Here is a 20,281-nt window from a genome sequence, read left to right as displayed (position 1 = left end):
ATGGATATCCCGATCATCATGCCGAATCTCGGAAACGAAATCGACGAGGCCCAGATCGACGAGTGGTTCAAGACGGAAGGCGACATGGTCACCGAAGGTGAACAACTCGTCCTGATCACGACACCCAAGGTCACCATGGAAATCGAAGCCCCAGCGACAGGCATTCTGAAGAAAATCCTGATTCCCGCAGACGAGCTTGCGGCAGTGGGCTCCACGCTTGGGATCATCGAGACATGACAAACGCGACCGCAAACTTACCGCTTCCAGTCTTCCGCTTGGGTGGGTCGGGGCCGAACCTTCTGCTTCTCCACGGGTTCGGAGCTGACCGAATGAGCTGGATAGCCAATCAGGACGCGCTCATGCAGTCGTTTGCGGTTTTTAGCTGCGACCTGCCTGCGCATGGCGGTCAACCGCCTGGCAGGAATGGCATGAAAATCTCGGAGATGGCCGATGAACTGATTGACGCACTCGCGCGACAGAACGATCGCTTTGTAGTGGTGGGGCATTCACTGGGCGGCGCAATCGCCATCGAACTGGCAGCCCGCCGACCGGATTTGGTCGCCGGCCTTGGCCTGATCGCACCGGCTGGTCTGGGCAAAGAGGTGGGTCGAGAATTTCTGAGCGAACTGCCTGAACTTAGCGAGTTGGGCTCTGCGTTGGCGCTACTTCAGCGTTTGGTCTCGCGCCCGCGCCTGATAACGCCACCGATCGCTCAACGGCTCCTCGACCACCTGGAACGACCGGGCATTCGTGCCGCTCTTAGAGCCCTGGCTTCGGAGTTAAGCCATGTCGAGACCTCGATTGAACCCCATGTGGCCTCCATAGCCGTCAGCAGAGTTCCGCGGATCGTCATTTGGGGAGAGGAAGACACGATAAATCCGATCGACCGTCCGAGACTGTCGAGGTTCAACGCTCAAGTGCTGACTCTGCCGGATACCGGGCATCTTCCTCACGTTGAGGCAAGCAGAGCCGTAAGCCGGCATCTTTGTGAATTTCTGAAGAGTGCCGTATTGGAATTGGGGGGATGAGTTCATGATCGTTGTCTGCGGTGATGCCTTGATTGACTTTTTGCCGGTCGCGCTCCCGGAAGGTGGCAGTGGCTACATCCCTGTCTGTGGTGGATCCTGCTGCAACATCGCGACTGCGATTGGCAGGTTAGGCGGGAAAGTCGGATTCATGGGAGGGCTGTCCGAGGATTTTTTTGGCGCCATGCTGGTTCAGCAATTCAACGAAGCGGGGATTGATCTTCGCTATGCAACCCGCCTGCCTTTCGACACGACGTTGGCTTTTGTGCGTCTGGGCGACGACGAGCCTGAGTACGCGTTCTATGACAGCGGCAGTGCGGCACGGCACTGGACGCTGAAAGGGGCACCATCTTTGGGCACCGAGGTTGACGTCCTGCACATCGGTTCGGTCACGTTGATTCACCCCCCTGTCTCGAGCGCTTGCGAGTCGCTGTTCGAGAACGAACAGGGTAAGCGCGTGCTCTCAATCGATCCAAACTGCCGGCCCGGTCTGGCGCAGGATCCAGAGGCATATCGCCAGCGTCTCAATCGCCTCTGCGGTATGGCTGATATCGTAAAGCTGTCGGTGACGGATCTCGGATTCATGCAGCCGGGTGTTGGGCCGCATTCAGCAGCGGAGAGTTGGCTTTCAAACCGGGCCAAGATCGTCCTCGTCAGCCGGGGTGCGGGCGGCGCAACGGTTTATCTTGCGGGTGGCAGAGTCGTTGAAGTTCCAGCACGCCCTGCAAGGGTTGTTGATACCGTTGGAGCCGGAGACGCACTCATTGCAGGCTTTCTCACCCATCTCCAGCAGAGCGGCGACTTGCATCGCGATAGCATCGGTGCCTTGACGGGTGACCGGGCTCGCAAAGCTCTCGAGTTTGCCGCACATGTTGCAAGTCTTGCCTGCGAGCACCGCGGAAGTGACCCGCCGTGGCGCAGAGAAATCATCTTGGCTGGATACGACGAGAGCAGTCAAATGTGACGCCAAGCACCGCAAGCTATTGCGGAGGTTAGCCGTGCCAGTTAAGGGTGAATCGCCACGTCTAGAGATGCTTTACTCGAAGATCTGCGAACGGATTTGGGCGCCATTCGCATCGTGGGCGCAACGATTATCCAAGTTGGTAGAATGATGGGCTGCCGACACTTTCGGAGGGGCGGATTGGATGACAAAACTGACAAGGATGCCCCCCACCAGCTTGCTGGACGCTGAAAGCCTCAGGTTGAAGGCAGCTTTTCTTTATTACAATCAGAAACTTACCCAAAACGAAGTCGCCGCAAAACTGGGGGTCAGCCGCAGCACAATCGTTAAGCTCCTCGATGAGGCGCTGAAGCGGGGCGAAATCCAGATTTGGGTGAAGCAGGCCGCAAGCGAGTTGGAGCTGGCATCTGAGCTGGAAGCCGCGCTCAATCTCGACGAAGTGATCGTCACGCCGCCGGCGAAAGATGTCGACGGAACGGCCCGGGCCGTTGGGCAAGCGCTGGGTCAGTTTCTTTCCGACACCATTCCCAACAACGCGACGATCGGGGTTGGCTGGGGACGAACACTCAGTGCCGCGCTTTCGAGTTTTCGCCCGCTGCGGCGCGAAGGGGTAAAAATTGTGTCTCTGCTTGGAGGTACAGTGGAAGCCCAGCATGAAAACCCGATCGATTTTACCTGGCAGCTCGCCAATCAACTCGGGGCGCAATGTTTTCTTTTGATGGCGCCGCTGCTGGTTGACTCTCCCGACACCAAAGAACGCCTAATCGAAAAGTGCGGCTTGAATCGGATCATGAAGCTGTCCGCCGATCTGGACATTGCACTGGTGAGCGTCGGCGATATCGGCACCCATTCAACATCGCTGTCGGTCGCATCTCTTGCGCCAGAGGAGTTGGAGACGCTCATCGGCAAGGGAGCAATGTGCGATGTTCTGTGCAATTTTCTTGATCGAGACGGCCGCACGGTGGACCATCCGGTAAACGATCGGGTGATGTCAGTCGATCTCGATACAGTGAGACGCGCACGGCACGTGGTTATCGCATCGGGGGGAGAACAACGAGCCGCCGCAATCTTGGCAGCTATCAGGCGAATCGGCTGCAATACTTTGGTGACTGATGAAAGCGCTGCGCGTCAGATGCTCAGCTTGCTCAGAAGTCCAAGGGTTGATTGATAATTTTCGTCGCCGTTTTTTCCAGTTCGCCGCCAAGAACGACGGCTGGGCCGAATCGCTCCAAAACCACCGTGACGGCGTGGCCGACCATATGGGCTTCCGGATGGCCGAGCTGCCGAGGGCCGTGCGCTGATGTCCTGCACCCCGGACCAGAACGCACTGGGCCTGGCGCTGCCGTGCGCCTCGGGGATCGAGCGTTATCTTAAGGAAAAGCAGGAAAACAATGTCCCCATCCTGGCGCCGGGCGAGATCTGGTCCGCGGCCTATAGGTTCGGCTGCCTCTCGGCCGACTTGGCCCAAACACTGAACGACAAGATGATGCGTGCTTCGATCGCTTAGGAGTCGAAGTGGGTTCGGCACTCCGCCCGCATGACAAGCGATCTTTCTGAAGCAGGACTCAACGAGCCGGAACGCACTTCTCCTAAATGTTCATGTGGACCTTAGTTTTTCGTGCCTGGGCTCGCTTGAGAACGGGTCGCAGCGCTAACCCAGAAGGCGTGCCGATTTCCAATCGCCAAGCTTGCAATCGTTGGATGCGATGAGGAGTTGGACAACCGAAGAGATCTCTCCGCGATAAATGGCGAGATCCGCATCGGTTGCATCGGAAAAATCGTGGTGCCGTGTCACCTCCTGATTGCTGTAGAAGCGGGGCACTAGAAATCAACTTGAACGTGAACCGAGTGCACCGCGTTTCTCGCATCAGATACCGGCTGTTCTTCCCCAAGCTCGTTTTTGCAGCGACATAACAGGACGTGGGGGCCTGGCTCCGGCGACCAAGTCAACTCGAACCGCTGCCAACTTCTTCCCTCGCGCGGCCCTACTGAGGCAGTCCGCCATGAGCCTCCACCGTCCACGCTGACCTCGACGCTAGAGATCTGGCGATCTCCCCAAGCCCAGCCCCATATTTTCGTTGGCATGTCCGCTGACAGCAGAACATTTGGGGACGGCGATACGATAACGGACTCCGGGGTCACGTCCCAAACCGGCTTCGTTCCCGACGCGGTGGGGTCATTATAGAACCGCGTCGTATAGGCGCCGCTTGCGCGCCGATCCGCAGCCGTGATCGAACCAACCCATTTTACTGAGTTTGTGCCATACCAACCCGGCACAACCAGTCGAACCGGACCTCCACGCTCCGGAGTGAGCGGCCGGCCGTTGATCTCAAGTGCAAGAAGAACCTCTTCCGCGAGTGCTTTCTCGATAGGCAGGTCTTTTTGATAGGCTTCTTCAATTTCGGCGTATTCGCCCCACTCGAGGCCGGAAGTCCATACATATGACGCATCGGTGCTGATCTTTGCACGTTCCAGAACAAGCGACAGCGGCACGCCTTTCCAAACCACATTTCCGATCCTGCGCCTGGCGACTGTCGGGGCAAGCGGACTTCCAGCGCATTCGTGAAATGACATGTACTCGCGCTGAGGCATGGCTTGAAGATCCGAGAGACGCAACCTCGTTGGAGTGCCCACGAGGCCATCGACATCCAGATGCCAATGGTCGGGGTCGATTTTCAGAAACCCCATATGCGTGACCAGAAAAAGATCGTCCTCCGGGGTGATCCAGGAGTTAAGGGCATGAACCCCTTCTGCCGGACCTTGGAAGGAGAAACCCTTCTTTATCATGTGCATACCCGTCCGCGTCATCGCCTTACTCCTCTAGGGCCGGTGCATCGAGGCGGGTTCCATTTTCCTCCCGGCCTTCTTGGAACCGGATCGGTTTGCGGCGTGTCCGATTGACAGTGACGTCGAATATATCAAAGCGGTTGTAACCAGCAACGACGTCGTGAAATCGTTTCGGTTCAACACACTCTTCCAGATCGATATGGGCATAGCCGATACCTTCATCAATCATTTCGTCACCAAATGGCGCTCCAGTCGGTCCGAGGAAAAAGCTGCTGGCCCGCGGACTGGCATCTATGATCGCTGCGATCGCAGGATCATCCAAAGCAATAGATCTGCGTGCGCTTTCATCCAACCGACCGGCGACAACGATGCCGAAGCACTTGGCCTCGAAACAATGGGCTGAGGCCCGAATGCGGTTGGCCGCCCTGTTATCGTAGTTATCGCTCTCCGTTGGAACACGAGTGGGCCAGATCGGCGGATAGCTACTTATATGAACCTGTTCGGCCTGCGTCATCAGACTGTAGCGCGCGAGTGGATTTGTGTTTTCCCCGCAGATGAGACCGCCGATACGGCCGATTCTTGTATTTGCGACGACCAGACCTGCGCCATCGCCCGGATCCCAAACCAGTTTCTCGAAAAACGTTGCGACCAGCTTCCGATGATGGATGAGGATTTCGCCTGTATCGGATATCAAGACATTGCTATTCCACAGTCCTCCAACACTCGCCGGGTTGCGCTCGGAGAAACCGATTGAAACGAATACACTGTTATCGGACGCAGCTTTGCGCACACGCTCAATTTCTGGCCCATCGACATATACCGAGGCGTTCAGGAAGCGTTTGAAATGTCCGTGCGATTGAATGGGTGGGTAAAGTGCCGCCCAGACGGGAAACCCGGGAAGAAAGCTCTCTGAAAAAGCCACAAGTGATGCGCCATTTCGAGCAGCCTCTGCAATTACCGAACAAGCTTTCTCCGCGCTCTCCAACGGATCGAGATAAACCGGGGCTACATGAGCAGCGGCGGCCTTGAAGTTCGTGCTTCCCATCGACATTCCTCTACTGATCAACGTTCGCCATCAGCCATCTCGACCAGCTCGGCAAAGGCAGGCTCAAGAATGCCGTTTTGCTGTTAGACCGATCTCGATACGTGCTCCAAGCGGCAGGCTGGCGCAGCCAATGGTGGTGCGGGCCGGGAAGGGCGATGACAAACGCGTCGCGTAAATCTCATTCATCTGGCCAAAGTCAGCCATGTCGGTGAGATAGACATTGACGGATACGACATCATCCAACCCCAGGCCCGCTGCCTCAAGGACTTGAAACAGATTGTCGAAACACTGGCGTGTCTGGTCGGCTACATTTCCGTCGACAAGTTTGCCGGTGCCGGGGTCTAGCGGTGTCTGGCCGGAGCAGAACAGAAGATCGCCCGCCCATGTCGCGTGCGAATACGGTCCCACTGCCGCAGCGTTCGAAGCATTCACAGTTCGTCTAGACATGGTTTCTCCCAAGGCAGGTTAAGCAGCGCGACCTGCTGGCGACCAGGATATCCGCAAGTGGTTTGCGTCATGCTATGCTGCATGTTCGCCTTTACAGCCCGTTCGAAACTATCAAAACGAATTTGTGCGCCAACCCGAATAGGATGCACTACTCTGTGCAAAAATAGTCGGAGGGTCGCATGGCGACTGCAATCGATCATCTTGACTGGGACGATCTCAAACTTTTCCTCATCGTCGTTCGGTGCAAGAGCGTGACCGGCGCCGCTCGCGAACTAAAAGTCAGCCACTCCACCGTATCGCGCCGACTTGCTCGTCTGGAATATACGGTTGGCGGTGCACTCGTCGAACGGACCAAGGACGGCCTTCTGCTGACACCGGCCGGCCTGGTTACAATGCGGCGAGCGGAGGAAATCGAGAACGGCGTGAATGCTCTTCGCAGCGACGTAAGCAATCGTGACGAAATACGCGGCACAGTCAGATTGGCCACCATGGAAGGCATCGCAACGCTTTATCTCTCCGAGCGCCTCGTTGAACTCAGTAGCCGGTACCCTGATCTAGACCTCGAGCTTGTAACATCGCCGCAAACCGTTCGGGTCGCTCGCCGGGAAGCTGATTTATTCCTAAGCTTCTTCAAGCCCCATGGAACTTCTCTCGACAGTCAGCTGATCGGACGTTTCAAGACTGGGTTGTTCGCTTCGCAGGCTTATCTTGAGCGAAATGGCGTTCCCTCTCAGGCGGCGGACCTTAGCGAGCACCGCTTTGTTGGCTATATCGAGGAGCTGATTCAGCTCGAAAGCGTGCTCTGGCTAGAGGAACTCGTACCCACCCCAAAAATTGCGTTCAGCTCAAATAGCATGATGTCGCAGATGTTCGCGGCGTCTGCGGGCGCAGGAATTGTAGCCCTTCCCGAATTCGCACTCAGTCTAAACCTGGGTCTCGTTCCAGTGCTCGACGAGCTGAGCGGCGAGCGCGAGATCTGGATGTCTGCACATCAAGACCTAGCCTATCTTCCAAGAGTGAGAGCCGTAAAGCAATTCGTGAAAGAGCTGGTTCGTCGAGACGAACAACGCCTTCTGAGAAACTCACCTTGGTCTTCGTGAAGTTTCGCAAATCGGACTGCGCGGAGCGCTCTGGCCGGCTGAATTGGCGGACGCTTACGCCCCGTCGCTCAATTCTGCACATCGGGTTGCGAAGTTGTCAGCTTCCGTGACAGCGCCGATTGCGTCAACAAGATTGACGCTCGATCAAAGGAAGGAATCCCTCATGTCGCAAATCAGCCGCGACGCTCGCAAGACTTTGGACCTTCTTCGCTTGCGTGCTGATACCCCCGGCACAAAAAACAGAAACCACCTTAACAATGCTGGTGCTGCGCTGATGCCGAGCCCTGTTATTGAAGCGGTGGTTGGGTACCTAGGCCGGGAAGGGGAGATCGGCGGATACGAAGCCGCAGCTGAGGCCAACTCTCTACTGGAGGGGACATACGACAGCTTGGCCACCTTCGTAAACTGCGCCCGTGACGAGATTGCGATAGCTGAAAATGCGACGATCGCTTGGCAACGCGCCTTCTATTCCCTCGCTTTCGGACCTGGAGACCGGATCCTGACGGCAAGTGCCGAATTTGCAGCCAACTACATCGCCTTTCTGCAGGTTGCCAGGCGCACCGGTGTATCGATCGAAGTCATTCCGAATGACGCTTCTGGGGTCCTTGATCCGGACGCACTGGCGAAAATGATCGATGATCGCGTTCGGTTGATAGCGGTTACCTGGATCCCGACCAACGGCGGGCTTATCAATCCAGCAGCAGCGATCGGCCGAATAGCGCGCGAAAATGGCATTCTCTATCTGCTCGACGCATGCCAAGCTGCGGGTCAAATCCCGATCGATGTCAACGCGCTCGGGTGCGACATCCTGACTGCTACCGGCAGGAAGTTTCTCCGAGCCCCACGGGGAACGGGATTCATGTACATGCGCAAATCACTCCTGGATAAGATCGAGCCAGCCATGATCGACCTATATGGCGCGCCCTGGACTGGTCCGGATCGATACGAATTGCGACCTGATGCCAGGCGTTTTGAAACATGGGAGAAGAACTATTCGGTTCGTCTCGGCCTGCGGGCAGCAGTGGATTACGCGCTCGAAATAGGGCTCGAAAACATCGAAGCGCGCTGCAGTCACCTTTCTTCAAGGCTTCGGGAAGGTCTGAGGGGGATGCGTGCCGTATCCGTACATGATCTTGGGGCGCCGCTCGCGTCCATCATCTCATTCACCGTTAACGGCTGGGATTCGCCAGCCGTCATGGCCTATCTGGCTGGCAACGGAATCAACGTCTCGGTTTCCCCGCCCTCTAGTACACCCGTGGACGCGTATACGCGACAACTCCCGCCGGTGGTGCGAGCTTCCCCACATTATTACAATTCGGAGGAGGAAATTGAGGCATTCCTAGAGGCAATTGCTGGTATTGCCGCGTAACTGATCGGCGCGACTGGATCGACTGGATACCAATAATGCCATTTTTTTCGGCTATTGGTGAGGCTTCTTTGCGGGAACACCGGCAACGTCCCATCTAGGCGGCGAGCAGACTTCATCGTCGTTTTGTTCATCCTGGCCTTAAAAGAGTGCCTCTGGCGCCACCCACACCGGCTTCGGGGGTACATGTCGGAGAAGTGGCAGTTCGCGACTTCAGGGTTGGTGGTGGCGTCGTAATGTATCGCGCGAGAAAGATACGCAGGCAAGGGAATATCATCACTTCCACCGGTGATATTTAAAATTTACGAGTTCAGAAAGGGCCGCAGCGTCGCAGGGTCCACGCTCGCCTGATCGCTAATCAGAGCTCTGTCAACGGCGATTAAATCGCACTCGTCGCGCTCGTTCGATCAATCTTTCTAGCCCTTGTTTCCGCCCCTTGACCTGTAAAGGCGTTCAGGAAGTCTGCGTCGAAGCCGAATAAGACCCCGCCAATGTTGTAGCACGGGTGAGTTCTCGGCCGCGTCCGCCGAGGTTTACGCCTTTCTCGATATCGATCGCAGGAAAGTCCGGTTTCAGAAACGCCGCTGCAGGTGATGTAGGAGATCTACCCCAGCGTCCACCAACGGCAGCAACAAGTGTGCATCAGCGCTGGTCTCGCATAGCCGTGCCGCGAAATCCTGCTGCTTCCACTGGCTTACGCTAATGATGATCGGAAAGTCAGGGCCAACCGCCTCATTGATGGCGGCGACGGCCACGCTTGGAAAGCGTGGCCGCTCCTTAATCGTCGCGACACCATAACGATTGTTACACTTGTTGGTACCTAGTCAGAACAGGTCGAGGAGATAGCCACGCGCACCGCGGCTTGCCCGGCCTCATCAAGTCCGGATGGCTTTCTACCGGCAATTCAAGTTCCCAGTCCGTTTAGCGAACGGAACATACAACGCAATTTGCGGCCCCATTTGGTCACCTGCATCGTGTACGGCATTGCCGGCTCCAATTACAGCCGGCGAGGTCGTGGCTGCTCGGAATGACGATCCTTGGAGAACAAGCATCACCTATGCGTCTGGCAGACGGCGCTTTGATCGTGTCCGGGATTCCCGTGATGAAACTCTCAAGGACCTGACCAGCGCGGCAGCAAATTGAGCAAAGTGCGCTGCCCTTTGGCTCGTTTGCCACGTTCCGGTGGATCGTTTCGCATCCTATGATTACGCCATAAACTTCACGGAGGATCGTTATGACAATTTACAATATCGCTCTGATCGGATTTGGCGGCGTCAATCGCGCCCTGACTGAACTCATCGCCGCCAAGAACCAGCTCTGGGAACGCGACCTTGGCTTCCGCCTGAATATTGTCGCTGTGAGCGACCTCTATTTGGGTTCGGTAATTTCGCCAAATGGTCTTGATGCAAAAACTCTGGTCGACGCGAAGTTCGAAAAGGGTGGCTTCGGACAACTTTCGGGTGGAAGTGCTGAAGCTGACAACGAGACCATCATCAAGACGGCGCCGGCAGACATCGTCGTCGAGGCAACGTACACCAATCCCAAGGATGGCGAACCCGCCGTCTCGCATTGCAGGTGGGCACTTGAGACCGGCAAACACGTGGTAACCACCAACAAAGGCCCTGTCGCCATCGCTGCCCCAGCGCTCAAGGCGTTCGCAAAAACCAACGGCGTGCGCTTCGAGTACGAAGGCGCCGTGATGAGCGGCACACCTGTTATTCGCATGGCGGAAAGAACCCTTGCCGGCGCCGAATTGAAGGGCTTCGAGGGGATCCTCAACGGCACATCCAACTTCGTCCTCGGTCGCATGGAAAGCGGTCTGGATTTCGCCTCCGCCGTCAAAGAAGCACAGAAACTCGGTTATGCCGAAGCCGACCCGACCGCAGATGTGGAAGGTTTCGACGTTCGTCTGAAGGTTGTCATCCTGGCAAACGAACTGCTTGGCGCGAATCTCAAGCCTGAGGATATAAGCTGCAAGGGCGTCTCAGGTCTTTCACTCTCCGACATCGAGGAAGCCGCCAAGGCAAACAGCCGCTGGAAGCTCATCGGGGCTGCGGTCCGCAATGACGACGGCAGTGTGACCGGCAGTGTTTCCCCCAAACGGCTTGGCCTCGATCATCCGCTGGCAGGCGTCAACGGCGCCACTAATGCAGTCTCACTCGACACCGAACTGCTGGGCGCCGTGACGATCACCGGACCTGGCGCTGGCCGCATCGAAACTGCATATGCTCTTCTTTCCGATATCGTCGCCATTCATTCCGCGGGCGCTTCTTCCACCGCTAAGGAAGCTGCATGATGCACAACCTTGCACTCACCCAAGCGACAGGCCTCGAAGAAATTGCCGTCACCAGCCCCTTCGACGGTACGCTGGTCGGAACAGTTGTGGAAACCTGTGCTGCAAGCGTGGATGCGCTCCTTGAGCGAGCCAGGCGCGGCGCGCAGATTGCCAGAACCCTGCCCCGTCACAAGCGGTCGGCGATCCTTGAAACCGCCGCAGCAGCAATCGAGGCCTCGCGGGAGGAGTTCGCGCTCCTGATCGCCAAAGAGGCGGGCAAGACGATTACGCAGGCCCGCAAAGAGACAATCCGGTGCGTCAATACGCTCAAGCTGTCCGCCGACGAGGCCAAACGCAATGCGGGCGAAGTCATTCCGTTCGATGCTTACGCGGGCTCGGAGTCTCGCCAGGGTTGGTATACGAGAGAACCGCTGGGGATTATTGCTGCCATCACGCCCTACAACGACCCACTCAACCTCGTTGCCCACAAACTCGGTCCCGCGATCGCCGGTGGCAACGCAGTGCTTTTGAAGCCGTCCGAGTTTACTCCACTCTCTGCCGTCAAGCTCGTCGAGGTCATGATCGAAAGCGGTCTACCTGAAGAGATTATAACGGTTGCGATCGGTGGCCCTGAGCTTGGAAAGGCTCTTGTTGCGGCGAGAGACGTTCGCATGATCTCGTTTACTGGCGGCTTTGCCACCGGTGAAGCGATTGCCAAGACCGCGGGCCTCAAAAAACTTGCCATGGATCTCGGCGGCAATGCGCCTGTCATCGTTATGGAAAATTGCAACTTCGATGCGGCCGTCGAGGCTTGCGTATCGGGAGGCTTTTGGGCGGCCGGTCAGAACTGCATTGGCACGCAGCGAATTCTGATCCAGCGGCCGATCTATCAGCAATTCAAGGCGAAATTCGTCGCAGATACCAAGAAGCTCAAGACTGGCAATCCCTTGGATGCCGATACCGATGTCGGCCCGTTGATCTCCGAAAAGGCTGTCAGCAGAGCGATCGCAATGGTCGAACGGGCGCTCGCTGCCGGCGCGACATTGCTTTGCGGCCATAAGCCAGCCGGCAATCTCTACCCGCCGACCGTCCTGGAGGATGTTCCGATATCCTGCGACGTGTGGGGCGAAGAAGTATTCGCGCCGATCGTCATTCTTCAGCCCTTCGATGGATTGGCTGATGCAATCGGTCTTGCAAACGGCCCTGACTACAGCCTTCACGCCGCCATTTTTACCAATGACCTGGAAGCGGCGCTCGAAACTGCAAGCAAGATCGAGGCCGGTGGCGTCATGGTCAACGACTCCTCCGACTACCGGTTCGATGCAATGCCGTTTGGCGGCTTCAAATATGGCAGCATGGGCCGCGAGGGTGTGCGGTTTGCCTATGAGGACATGACCCAGCCGAAGGTCGTGTGCATCAACCGGTTGAAGCCTTAACAGCTCTTTCCACGCTCAATGCCATCAGCAATTTCGGGGTAAACAATGTTCAAGGGTTCTATCACTGCACCTGTCACGCCATTTGCTGATGGCCATGTGGATGAGGGCGCGCTGCGCGATCTCATCGAATGGCAGATCGACGAAGGGTCCTTCGGCCTTGTTCCGTGCGGAACGACCGGGGAAAGTCCGACGCTCAGTCATGCCGCGAGTTCTGTGAAAGTCGGCCGGACACAGTTGCAAGACGCTGCGCCCGTGACCGCGGGGAAGGAATTCGAAGCGTTTGCTGAATTCATTGACGAGGATATCGTTCAAGTCCAGTACGCCTCTAAGCTTCTCAAGGAGATAAACCTCGGCGGTTCGGCGAGCGGCACGGCAATCAACGTACCCTCAGGCTTCGCGCAGGCGGTATGCGATCACCTGTCCCAGAAATCCGGCTACCGGTTAATTCCGGCCCGCAACTTCATCGAAGCCACATCGGACACGGGCGGATTCGTCTCCTTCGTGCTTAAACGCATTGCCTTCAACCTGACGAAGATTTGCAACGACCTTCGGCTGTTGAGTAGCGGTCCCCGTGGCGGTCTGGGAGAGATCCGCTTGCCGCCGGTCCAAGCCGGCTCGTCGATCATGCCTGGCAAGGTCAATCCCTTCATCCCGGAGATGATGAACCAGATTAGCTTTCAGGTTATCGGCAATGATCTTACGGTGACGCTCGCCGCCAGTGCCGGTCAACTGCAGCTGAACGCGATGGAGCCGGTCATCGTTTTGAATATCCTGCAGTCGATGCGCATGCTAACCAGAGGCATGGTGATCTTAAAGGAACGCTGCATCGATGGCATCGAAGTTGACGTCGATCGTTGCCAGGCGTTGCTCGACCAATCTCTCGTTCTTGCTAAGCCGCTGGCGAAGTTGATCGGATACAGCAAAGCGGCAGATCTAACCAAAAAGGCGCTGGTCGAAAAGAGAAACTTACGAGATGTTGTCGAAGAAGAAAGAGGTCTGACGGAAAGCCAGGTTCATCAGATTTATGGAGATACCGCGGAGTTTGCGAATTTCTCAAGAAGTGGTTGGACGGAGGGGAAAGATGGCCGTTTTCACTGAAATATCCGACGAAGACCGAAACTCGATAGCCGCAGCCTACGGTATGACATCGTTGTCGTCGGTGATCGGTATTGCCGACGGTGACAGGGAAACGACCTATCTTTTCCGGACAGCGGGCGGTGAATTCATCGTCACGCTTTTCGAAAACGGCGCCGAGCCGCTGGATCTGGAACGCGCGTTCGCAACGATGGAGAAGCTGAACAACAGGGGTATTCCATGTCCTAAACCGACGCGGACGGTTGATGGCGACGCCACCTTCCAGGCCGCCGGTCGCCTTGTTGCCATCGTGAGCTTTGTAGCGGGATCATCGACAAACAATCCAACGCCAGAAAAGAGCGAAAATCTCGGCCGCCTCATGGCGCGGATCCACGTGATCCTGCAAGGGGGCCGAAAACATTCTCTGGATGAGCTGCCAACGGGTGCCCTGCATGGAGCCTTGGTACCTTCCAATGTCTTCTTCCTCGGAGAGAACGTCAGCGGTGTGATTAACTTCCGGCTCCGGCACGATGACGTGCTGATTTCTGAGATTGCGGACGTTCTCATTAGCTGGGCGAGCCAGCCGGCTGGAGAGCTGGACGAACAGAAAGCCCGGGCCATCTTGGCAGGCTATGAGAGTGTAAGACAGCTGACTGAGGCGGAAAAGAAAGCACTTCCCGCGTTCGTCCTCGCATCCGCCGCCAGACACTATGCTAGCAAAGAGGACAAGATTTATATGCTTGAGGCGGCTGTACGCGCATTTGAATCTTCGGGATTTGGCCCAGTTGCCCGGCAACCGGCCTGTCGGGCATGAGATATCTTCTCGACCGCATCGACGAACAAATCCTAAGCGCGCTGCGGACCAACGCACGGGCCTCTCACGCTGAGCTATCGGGCAAGGTCAATCTGTCCCGTAATGCTGTTCGCGTTCGGATAGAACGGCTAGAACGCGAGGGCTTCATCAAGGGCTACACGATCGTCACTGGGGATGGCGGAAACGATAGCCCGATCACCACCGCATTGATGTTTGTCTACCGCCAGGACCGGATGAGGGGTGGCGAGGTCATCCAAGCTTTGCGGACAATTCCAGAGGTCGTCGCTTGCGATGTGATGACGGGCGATTTCGATCTCGTCGTCAGAGTGGAATCTCCGCGAGCCGATCGAATTCGCCAGATCTGGCAGCTGATATCCGAACTCCCGGGCGTACGGGACACCCTTACGGCGTTCGCTCTTTCCTCCGTTGTGCGGAGGGATGAGGTGCGCCGCGGCCAAAATCCGGCAGCTTCCAACGAGCCTTTATGAGCCCTGTTAAGAAACTGCGAAACATGCGTGCACCGACCAATGCAGTCGAACTTCTACCGAACGGCCGAGATCGGCGCATGTGAAAGCGCATTGTACTCGGCATCAGATCGTATGGATGCCGCGACCCCGCAGGTTTTCTGACCCGGCGTTTCCACTCAACGATGTGGGGAAACGCCTCCAGTGGCAATCGCGGAGGACCTTTTTTCCGGCTACGTCAATATGTGAGAGATGGGTTGAGGGCTGACGGGAGCGAGGGTGTTTGCCGCGGGCGGTGGTCTATACGACGCGGCCGCCTACGAGATCGACGTGTGGAACCGGCAGGCCGCGCAACAACCATCACGACGGGACTCCGAGAAGTCGATAAGAGGAAGCACCAGAAGGCCGCAGCGGAAAATACAAATCTCCTTCGACAGCGCCTCATGGACGTGAACGAGCCGCCTTGACGATAAGATTGATGGTGAGGCCTGCTCCGAGCACTGCTTGCGTTCAAGCGCGGCGAGCCACGTGTATAAGCAATGGTCAAAACGCCGGGCCCAGAGGATGAAGATCGGAGTCGCATTTGCGGGGAGCGTAAGTGTTGATTGCGGAACGGGTAAGGCATGTCAATCGCGCAAGGGTCTGCTCTTCGCCCAGGGCGTCACTGGCTATCAGCCGCTTCGCAAGGATTGCGGGTTGCACAAAGTTCGGGACAGCGATTTCACTAAGTCGCGGACAAAAGTCGCGTCGGATTTAGATCGATTTTCGTGAGCACCGATCTGGCAATTTGTCCTCGTATTTTGAGCGAGGACATGATGCCCAGACGGAATCCCGGAATCGTAACGAACCCGCAAGACGCGGCGTCGCAGCTTTTCGCCCGTTTAAGACGGCTGTACTGGGCGCGCCCCCTTGCCTTTGAGGATTGGCCTGCGGGTGGTCCCGCCACGTTTCTAATCGTCATGCACCGCGTGCATTTTCACGATGCGAATTATTAATTTGATTGAATGCACCGTCGGGCCTCACAACGAACGGAGGCGAGATCAAAATTTTCGAGACGTGGGTGACCGCGCTAATCGGGGGACAACCCAGATATCGGGAACTGAATGTGCCCATCTAGTCAAGCGGAGGCGAGTATGACTGGTAGTCAATCCAGAAGGAGATCGGCCGACAAGATCGACCCGGAACAACTGACCATCGTTCCACTGCGACACCCTTGGAGGTGGGTGGCCGTCGCCTTGGTCTTAGTGTCGGTCGCCGGCATGATCAGGTCAGCAATTTCCAATCCCGAGTTTCAGTGGCCCATCGTCGCGCAATATCTGTTCAACCCACTCATACTCGATGGTCTTTGGCAAACCGTTCTAATCACAGCGGTCGTGATGGCTCTAGCCACTCTCGGGGGAACCATCGCCGCATTGATGATGCTGTCTCCGAGCAAGCTGCTTTCTGTGCCCGCTGCGGGCTTCGTCTGGTTCTTCCGAGGCACTCCAGCTCTCGTCCAGTTGATCATCTGGTACAATCTGTCGATCGTCGTCAAAAATATCACGCTTTGGCTGCCGGGGGTCGGCACAGTGTATTCGGTGTCTACAAATGACATCATGACCCCACTGGTCTCGGCCATCGTCGCACTCTCGCTTCATGAAGCGGGATATATGGCCGAAATCGTCAGGAGCGGATTGAAGTCGGTCAACAAGGGCCAGTACGAGGCGTCGGCATGTCTTGGGATGAATCCTAGCCTGGCGCTGAGGAGGATTGTCCTTCCCCAAGCGATGAGAATAATCATTCCGCCGACCGGAAACGAGACGATCAACCTTCTCAAGACGACCTCTCTGGTCAGTATCATCGCTGTGGGCGATCTGCTGTACTCGGCCCAGGCCATCTATGCCCGGACGTTTGAGACCATCCCTCTGCTCCTTGTTGTGTCTTTCTGGTACCTCGCCGTAGTCTCGATCATGTCTGTCGGTCAGTTCTACCTGGAAAAACATTTCAGCCGCGACGAGCATCGCATCAATCCCGGAATCACGAGGGCAATACTCGGGAACCTGGCCAAGATCGGTCGGAAGGAGGCGCTGGCATGACTGCACCCGGCACACATCACGAGCGCTTCGGGATCGCATCTACGACGATGGTACATGCCAAAGGCATCCGCAAATCCTACGGCCATCTCGAGGTGCTCAAAGGCGTGGACCTCACGGTGCCGTCCGGCTCGGTCGCTTGCATCATCGGCCCTTCGGGATCGGGAAAGAGCACATTCCTGCGCTGCATCAATCACCTCGAGGAAATCAATGGCGGGTTGATGCTCGTCGACGGAGACTTCGTTGGCTATCGCCTAGAAGGCAACAAACTCTACGAACTGCCGCCGAGCGCGATATGCCAGCGCAGGGCCGAGATCGGAATGGTTTTCCAGCAGTTCAACTTGTTTCCTCACATGACCGTGATCGAAAATCTTATGGAGGCTCCTTTACGCGTGAAGCGGGAGCCGGTTGCGCAGGCGACGGCAAAGGCGATTGAACTTCTCAAACGGGTGGGCCTTGCCGAAAAGAGGGACGCTTACCCGAGGCAGTTGTCGGGCGGCCAGCAACAGCGCGTGGCTATCGCACGGGCGCTCGCGATGAACCCAAAGGTCTTGCTTTTTGACGAGCCGACATCCGCACTCGATCCAGAGCTCGTGGGCGAGGTGCTCGAGGTGATGAAGAGTCTGGCGCGCGAGGGAATAACCATGGTAGTCGTGACGCATGAAATCGGGTTCGCTCGCGAGGTTGCCGATCAGCTTATCTTCATGGACGGCGGCCTTGTCGTCGAATCCGGCAAGCCGCGAGAGATGATTGCCAACCCGCAGTCTCCCCGAACACGTGAGTTTTTGGCGCGCGTCCTCTGACGCGCGGAAAAACTCGCGGACCGCCCTCCGAAATTCATCTATCCACAGCCACAGAAGCTGAAGGACAGGACTTGCCCATGAACTCTTCTTTCGAGCAGCGCATCATAGAACTGGCCATCGATCTCCCGAAACCGCCCGGATCGGTCGCGAACTACGTCGCAACTCACCAAGTCGGGAACCTCCTGTTCATTTCAGGGCAGCTTTGCGTGTCTCCCGATGGCATACTCGTGGCGTTGGGATCGCTCGGGGAAAACGTCTCTGTCGAAGACGGAATACGAGCTGCTCGGGCCGCCGCGATCAATGTCATAGCTCAAGCTAGAGCCAGCCTTGGAAGCCTGGACAAGATCAAGAGGGTCGTTCGACTGGGTGGGTTCATCGCTGCGACGTCTTCGTTTTCCGAGCACGCACGCGTCATGAACGGTGCCTCGGACGTCATCCTTGAGATTTTCGGCGAGCAAGGGCGGCACGCGCGGAGCACCATCGGGGTTTCTTCCCTGCCATTGCAGGCCGCAGTCGAGGTCGAAGCCCTGTTCGAGCTAGACTGACAAATGCCTGTATGCCCCTTTCGGCGGTTTATCGCAAACGCGGCTTTTAAGGCCGCAGGCGCGTTCAAAGCTCCAGTCGTTCATAGACGCCTTGTTTGAGCGTCCTCTGTCTGTCAGACACGTCTTTGATCAGGTTCCGAAACCACACATGCCCGGGGTCTAGTTCATTCGATCTATCGAAGATCAACGAAATAGTGACATCGGGAAGTTCGAGCGGCGGAGGAACGATCGCTGTCTCGCTTTCTTCAGAGAGTGCCAGCAACACGCCGTCGCCGAACGCCGAAATCAGCTCCGTGCCTTTGATGACCCATGGAGCAACGAGATAGTGCGGTATCGTTGCAACCACTTTTCGATGAAGGCCGAGCTTCTGCAGGGTTATATCCGCGATGCCGGCTGCGATGCCGTCCGCGGATATCTGAAGGTGCGGCGACGCGAGGTAACGATCCAGCGACATGTCGGCCATCGCCGGATTTCCAGCCCATCCAGCACAAACCATCCGATCCCTCGAAAGCTCCACGACCTCGAAGTGCTCGGCATCGAGCTTGGGGTTGCCAAGCACCGCGCATTCCACTTCGCGGTTCTTCAACGACCCGAGTGCGTCGGGTTCCCTGGCGTGGACCACATTCAACGAAGCATTGGGCGCGAGCATCGAGAAATTCTCGATCAGTTCGGGCAAGTAGGTGACGGCCGTATAGTCCGAAAGGCCAATCCGAAAATTTCTAGAGGTGGTCGTCGGATCGAAATTGAGGTGTCGGTCCACCGCCACCCGAATTTCGTGCAGGGCCTGGGAAATGACCTCCGCCAATTCTTTCGCCCGGGCGGTCGGCTCCATGATCCCCGCTTCTCGGGTGAAGAGGTCGTCTTTAAACACGTCGCGAAGCCTGCCCAGTGAATGGCTTATGGCTGACTGGGTGCGCCCAAGCCTGTCCGCAGCCCTGGTCACACTCCGCTCCCGCATGAGGACGTCGAAGGTCCTTAGGAGGTTGAGATCGAGTTGGTTCAAAGAGAACTCGGCCATATCGGGACCCTCGGGTGCTTTTGCTCGCCGTCAAAAGATATCGGCGGTCCGCAAAAGATCATGAATGCAGCTCATATTGTCAATGCATCTTTTCAATTCGATTCACTGCTCAGGATGTGCTTCCTTACCCGTGCTAACGCCAACGTCCAAAAAAGGGGATCATCATGAAAGCCACGCATCTGGGTATTTTCGTCGCCCTCGCGCTTGCCCAGAACGCCATCGGAGCGGAGATTCCGGTCACGGAATCCGTCAAGTCGTCGGGTACGCTCACAATCGCCAATGGGCTCGACTACGCCCCATTTGAGTTCGTCGATGCAAACGGCCAGCCGGCTGGCCTGGACGTGGATTTGGCGCACGAGGCGGCGAAGCTCATCACGGCTAAACTCGACCTTCAGCGCATACCTTTCGCTTCTCAAATTCCTTCGCTCGCGGCCGGAAGGGTCAAGGTAGCGTGGGCGACGTTCACGGTGAAGGAAGATCGCTTGAAGCAGGTCGACTTCGTCACGTTCCTCCAGTCCGGAACCGTGGCGATGGTTCTCCCTGACAAGAAAGACTCCATCTCGGATGCGAAGAGCCTGTGCGGCAAGCGGGTGGCGGTCCAGACCGGATCGGCGGCCGATTTCACCACGGACAAGCTGAGCGAGGACTGCGCGAAATCCAACCTGCCCAAGATCGACAAGGTCATCTATCCCGAGCAGAAAGACACGATCCAGGCGGTGCTAACAGGTCGGGCCGACGCTCGTTTCGACGACTCCACCGCGGCTGGATATTACGAGCAGACCAGCAAAGGAAAGCTCGTCGTTGCTCCGGGAGTCTACGATGTCCTACCTTTGGGCGTCGCCGTCCAGAAAGGCGACAAGGCCTCAGCTGAAATGATGCAGGCAATTTTTCAGGAACTCATCGCCAACGGCAAGTACAAGACCGTCCTCGACAAGTATGGCATGTCGCTCGCGGCGGTCAAAAAATCCCGTATCATCACCTCTGTCGATCAGATTGCCGAATAAGCCCCTTACGAGCGGATGAGCGCCATCCGCTCGCTTTCACCCTCG

General features: G+C 56.9%; 20 protein-coding genes and 3 pseudogenes. 19 read left to right on the top strand and 4 right to left on the bottom strand.

All coding sequences use genetic code 11. The features are described 5' to 3' along the window. The 6 genes from RlegSU303_RS26630 to RlegSU303_RS26605 all read left to right on the top strand — a co-directional run bounded on the left by RlegSU303_RS26630 (position 1) and on the right by RlegSU303_RS26605 (position 3,493). Positions 1-237 carry a lipoyl domain-containing protein gene (locus RlegSU303_RS26630; protein WP_011654708.1) on the top strand — a complete coding sequence of 79 codons (237 nt, stop codon included), beginning with the start codon at positions 1-3 and terminating at the stop codon, positions 235-237. 92 nt (positions 238-329) lie between these two features. Beyond that, complete coding sequence (locus tag RlegSU303_RS26625) at positions 330-1,028, top strand: alpha/beta fold hydrolase (RefSeq protein ID WP_231283898.1); 699 nt, start codon at positions 330-332, stop codon at positions 1,026-1,028. Between the two features lie 4 nt (positions 1,029-1,032). Next, positions 1,033-1,989 (top strand): carbohydrate kinase family protein, encoded by a 957-nt coding sequence (locus tag RlegSU303_RS26620; protein WP_131718321.1) that lies wholly within the window; start codon positions 1,033-1,035, stop codon positions 1,987-1,989. Positions 1,990-2,170: 181 nt separating this feature from the next. After that, the gene (locus RlegSU303_RS26615; RefSeq protein WP_011654705.1) at positions 2,171-3,154 is read left to right on the top strand and encodes a sugar-binding transcriptional regulator; all 984 of its coding nucleotides are present in this window, start codon (positions 2,171-2,173) and stop codon (positions 3,152-3,154) included. Next, positions 3,147-3,287, top strand: a complete 141-nt coding sequence (locus RlegSU303_RS26610) for a hypothetical protein (RefSeq protein ID WP_157865238.1) — start codon at positions 3,147-3,149, stop codon at positions 3,285-3,287. Before RlegSU303_RS26615 ends, RlegSU303_RS26610 begins: the two co-directional genes overlap by 8 nt. After that, positions 3,287-3,493, top strand: coding sequence for a hypothetical protein (locus tag RlegSU303_RS26605; RefSeq protein ID WP_020048059.1), 207 nt, complete (start codon positions 3,287-3,289; stop codon positions 3,491-3,493). The genes RlegSU303_RS26610 and RlegSU303_RS26605 overlap by 1 nt, the downstream gene beginning before the upstream one ends. Positions 3,494-3,807: 314 nt before the next feature. On the opposite strand, the gene RlegSU303_RS26600 is transcribed toward RlegSU303_RS26605, so the two are convergent. The 3 genes from RlegSU303_RS26600 to RlegSU303_RS26590 all read right to left on the bottom strand — a co-directional run bounded on the left by RlegSU303_RS26600 (position 3,808) and on the right by RlegSU303_RS26590 (position 6,265). Continuing rightward, the gene (locus RlegSU303_RS26600; protein WP_131718322.1) at positions 3,808-4,794 is read right to left on the bottom strand and encodes a molybdopterin-dependent oxidoreductase; all 987 of its coding nucleotides are present in this window, start codon (positions 4,792-4,794) and stop codon (positions 3,808-3,810) included. A gap of 4 nt (positions 4,795-4,798) precedes the next feature. Next, positions 4,799-5,818: a carbon-nitrogen hydrolase family protein gene (locus RlegSU303_RS26595; protein WP_131718323.1), complete on the bottom strand. Its 1,020-nt coding sequence runs from the start codon at positions 5,816-5,818 to the stop codon at positions 4,799-4,801. A gap of 63 nt (positions 5,819-5,881) precedes the next feature. Continuing rightward, positions 5,882-6,265, bottom strand: a complete 384-nt coding sequence (locus tag RlegSU303_RS26590; protein ID WP_131718324.1) for a RidA family protein — start codon at positions 6,263-6,265, stop codon at positions 5,882-5,884. A gap of 179 nt (positions 6,266-6,444) precedes the next feature. On the opposite strand from RlegSU303_RS26590, the gene RlegSU303_RS26585 reads away from it, so the two are divergent. The 12 genes and pseudogenes from RlegSU303_RS26585 to RlegSU303_RS26530 all read left to right on the top strand — a co-directional run bounded on the left by RlegSU303_RS26585 (position 6,445) and on the right by RlegSU303_RS26530 (position 18,214). Continuing rightward, complete coding sequence (locus RlegSU303_RS26585; RefSeq protein WP_018068053.1) at positions 6,445-7,365, top strand: LysR family transcriptional regulator; 921 nt, start codon at positions 6,445-6,447, stop codon at positions 7,363-7,365. Between the two features lie 163 nt (positions 7,366-7,528). Then, positions 7,529-8,734: an aminotransferase class V-fold PLP-dependent enzyme gene (locus RlegSU303_RS26580; RefSeq protein WP_131718325.1), complete on the top strand. Its 1,206-nt coding sequence runs from the start codon at positions 7,529-7,531 to the stop codon at positions 8,732-8,734. Between the two features lie 1,231 nt (positions 8,735-9,965). Further along, positions 9,966-11,027 (top strand): homoserine dehydrogenase, encoded by a 1,062-nt coding sequence (locus tag RlegSU303_RS26575; RefSeq protein ID WP_011654697.1) that lies wholly within the window; start codon positions 9,966-9,968, stop codon positions 11,025-11,027. Next, the gene (locus RlegSU303_RS26570) at positions 11,024-12,442 is read left to right on the top strand and encodes an aldehyde dehydrogenase family protein (RefSeq protein ID WP_163928138.1); all 1,419 of its coding nucleotides are present in this window, start codon (positions 11,024-11,026) and stop codon (positions 12,440-12,442) included. The genes RlegSU303_RS26575 and RlegSU303_RS26570 overlap by 4 nt, the downstream gene beginning before the upstream one ends. 45 nt (positions 12,443-12,487) lie before the next feature. Next, positions 12,488-12,592 (top strand): annotated as a pseudogene (locus RlegSU303_RS26565) (dihydrodipicolinate synthase family protein); the annotation flags it as partial. A gap of 54 nt (positions 12,593-12,646) precedes the next feature. Beyond that, positions 12,647-13,540 (top strand): annotated as a pseudogene (locus RlegSU303_RS26560) (lyase family protein); the annotation flags it as partial. After that, positions 13,524-14,330, top strand: coding sequence for a homoserine kinase (locus tag RlegSU303_RS26555; RefSeq protein ID WP_131631586.1), 807 nt, complete (start codon positions 13,524-13,526; stop codon positions 14,328-14,330). The pseudogene RlegSU303_RS26560 and the gene RlegSU303_RS26555, both read left to right, overlap by 17 nt. After that, positions 14,327-14,818: an Lrp/AsnC family transcriptional regulator gene (locus tag RlegSU303_RS26550; protein WP_131631587.1), complete on the top strand. Its 492-nt coding sequence runs from the start codon at positions 14,327-14,329 to the stop codon at positions 14,816-14,818. Before RlegSU303_RS26555 ends, RlegSU303_RS26550 begins: the two co-directional genes overlap by 4 nt. Positions 14,819-15,262: 444 nt before the next feature. Next, positions 15,263-15,484, top strand: a pseudogene (locus tag RlegSU303_RS26545) (IS110 family transposase); the annotation flags it as partial. 443 nt (positions 15,485-15,927) lie between these two features. Further along, entirely contained in the window at positions 15,928-16,869 is a 942-nt protein-coding gene (locus RlegSU303_RS26540) for an amino acid ABC transporter permease (protein WP_131718327.1), read from the top strand. Beyond that, the gene (locus tag RlegSU303_RS26535) at positions 16,866-17,669 is read left to right on the top strand and encodes an amino acid ABC transporter ATP-binding protein (protein ID WP_131718328.1); all 804 of its coding nucleotides are present in this window, start codon (positions 16,866-16,868) and stop codon (positions 17,667-17,669) included. The genes RlegSU303_RS26540 and RlegSU303_RS26535 overlap by 4 nt, the downstream gene beginning before the upstream one ends. A 77-nt stretch (positions 17,670-17,746) precedes the next feature. After that, positions 17,747-18,214: a RidA family protein gene (locus RlegSU303_RS26530; RefSeq protein WP_131631589.1), complete on the top strand. Its 468-nt coding sequence runs from the start codon at positions 17,747-17,749 to the stop codon at positions 18,212-18,214. A gap of 64 nt (positions 18,215-18,278) precedes the next feature. Here the strand turns inward: RlegSU303_RS26530 and RlegSU303_RS26525 are convergent, their stop codons facing one another. Then, a complete protein-coding gene (locus RlegSU303_RS26525) occupies positions 18,279-19,232 on the bottom strand; it encodes a LysR family transcriptional regulator (RefSeq protein ID WP_131631590.1) in 954 nt (317 codons plus the stop codon). A gap of 164 nt (positions 19,233-19,396) precedes the next feature. Between RlegSU303_RS26525 and RlegSU303_RS26520 the strand changes: the two genes are divergently transcribed. Next, positions 19,397-20,236 (top strand): ABC transporter substrate-binding protein, encoded by an 840-nt coding sequence (locus RlegSU303_RS26520; RefSeq protein ID WP_131718329.1) that lies wholly within the window; start codon positions 19,397-19,399, stop codon positions 20,234-20,236. Positions 20,237-20,281 lie beyond the last annotated feature (45 nt).

This window comes from Rhizobium sp. SU303, assembly GCF_021052345.1.
GTDB classification, from domain to species: Bacteria; Pseudomonadota; Alphaproteobacteria; order Rhizobiales; family Rhizobiaceae; genus Rhizobium; species Rhizobium laguerreae.
Note: the sequence above shows the minus strand (reverse complement) of the source record. Positions and strands in the feature narration are given on the sequence as shown.

Excerpts from the sequence above, each read along its gene's own strand:
- RlegSU303_RS26630 (WP_011654708.1), top strand. The coding sequence starts at position 1 with ATGGATATCCCGATCATCATGCCGAATCTCGGAAACGAAATCGACGAG.
- RlegSU303_RS26620 (WP_131718321.1), top strand. The coding sequence starts at position 1,033 with ATGATCGTTGTCTGCGGTGATGCCTTGATTGACTTTTTGCCGGTCGCG.
- RlegSU303_RS26625 (WP_231283898.1), top strand. The coding sequence starts at position 330 with ATGAGCTGGATAGCCAATCAGGACGCGCTCATGCAGTCGTTTGCGGTT.
- RlegSU303_RS26605 (WP_020048059.1), top strand. The coding sequence starts at position 3,287 with ATGTCCTGCACCCCGGACCAGAACGCACTGGGCCTGGCGCTGCCGTGC.
- RlegSU303_RS26535 (WP_131718328.1), top strand. The coding sequence starts at position 16,866 with ATGACTGCACCCGGCACACATCACGAGCGCTTCGGGATCGCATCTACG.
- RlegSU303_RS26585 (WP_018068053.1), top strand. The coding sequence starts at position 6,445 with ATGGCGACTGCAATCGATCATCTTGACTGGGACGATCTCAAACTTTTC.
- RlegSU303_RS26570 (WP_163928138.1), top strand. The coding sequence starts at position 11,024 with ATGATGCACAACCTTGCACTCACCCAAGCGACAGGCCTCGAAGAAATT.
- RlegSU303_RS26580 (WP_131718325.1), top strand. The coding sequence starts at position 7,529 with ATGTCGCAAATCAGCCGCGACGCTCGCAAGACTTTGGACCTTCTTCGC.
- RlegSU303_RS26600 (WP_131718322.1), bottom strand. The coding sequence starts at position 4,794 with ATGACGCGGACGGGTATGCACATGATAAAGAAGGGTTTCTCCTTCCAA.
- RlegSU303_RS26555 (WP_131631586.1), top strand. The coding sequence starts at position 13,524 with ATGGCCGTTTTCACTGAAATATCCGACGAAGACCGAAACTCGATAGCC.
- RlegSU303_RS26575 (WP_011654697.1), top strand. The coding sequence starts at position 9,966 with ATGACAATTTACAATATCGCTCTGATCGGATTTGGCGGCGTCAATCGC.
- RlegSU303_RS26525 (WP_131631590.1), bottom strand. The coding sequence starts at position 19,232 with ATGGCCGAGTTCTCTTTGAACCAACTCGATCTCAACCTCCTAAGGACC.
- RlegSU303_RS26615 (WP_011654705.1), top strand. The coding sequence starts at position 2,171 with ATGACAAAACTGACAAGGATGCCCCCCACCAGCTTGCTGGACGCTGAA.
- RlegSU303_RS26530 (WP_131631589.1), top strand. The coding sequence starts at position 17,747 with ATGAACTCTTCTTTCGAGCAGCGCATCATAGAACTGGCCATCGATCTC.
- RlegSU303_RS26590 (WP_131718324.1), bottom strand. The coding sequence starts at position 6,265 with ATGTCTAGACGAACTGTGAATGCTTCGAACGCTGCGGCAGTGGGACCG.
- RlegSU303_RS26595 (WP_131718323.1), bottom strand. The coding sequence starts at position 5,818 with ATGGGAAGCACGAACTTCAAGGCCGCCGCTGCTCATGTAGCCCCGGTT.
- RlegSU303_RS26550 (WP_131631587.1), top strand. The coding sequence starts at position 14,327 with ATGAGATATCTTCTCGACCGCATCGACGAACAAATCCTAAGCGCGCTG.
- RlegSU303_RS26520 (WP_131718329.1), top strand. The coding sequence starts at position 19,397 with ATGAAAGCCACGCATCTGGGTATTTTCGTCGCCCTCGCGCTTGCCCAG.
- RlegSU303_RS26540 (WP_131718327.1), top strand. The coding sequence starts at position 15,928 with ATGACTGGTAGTCAATCCAGAAGGAGATCGGCCGACAAGATCGACCCG.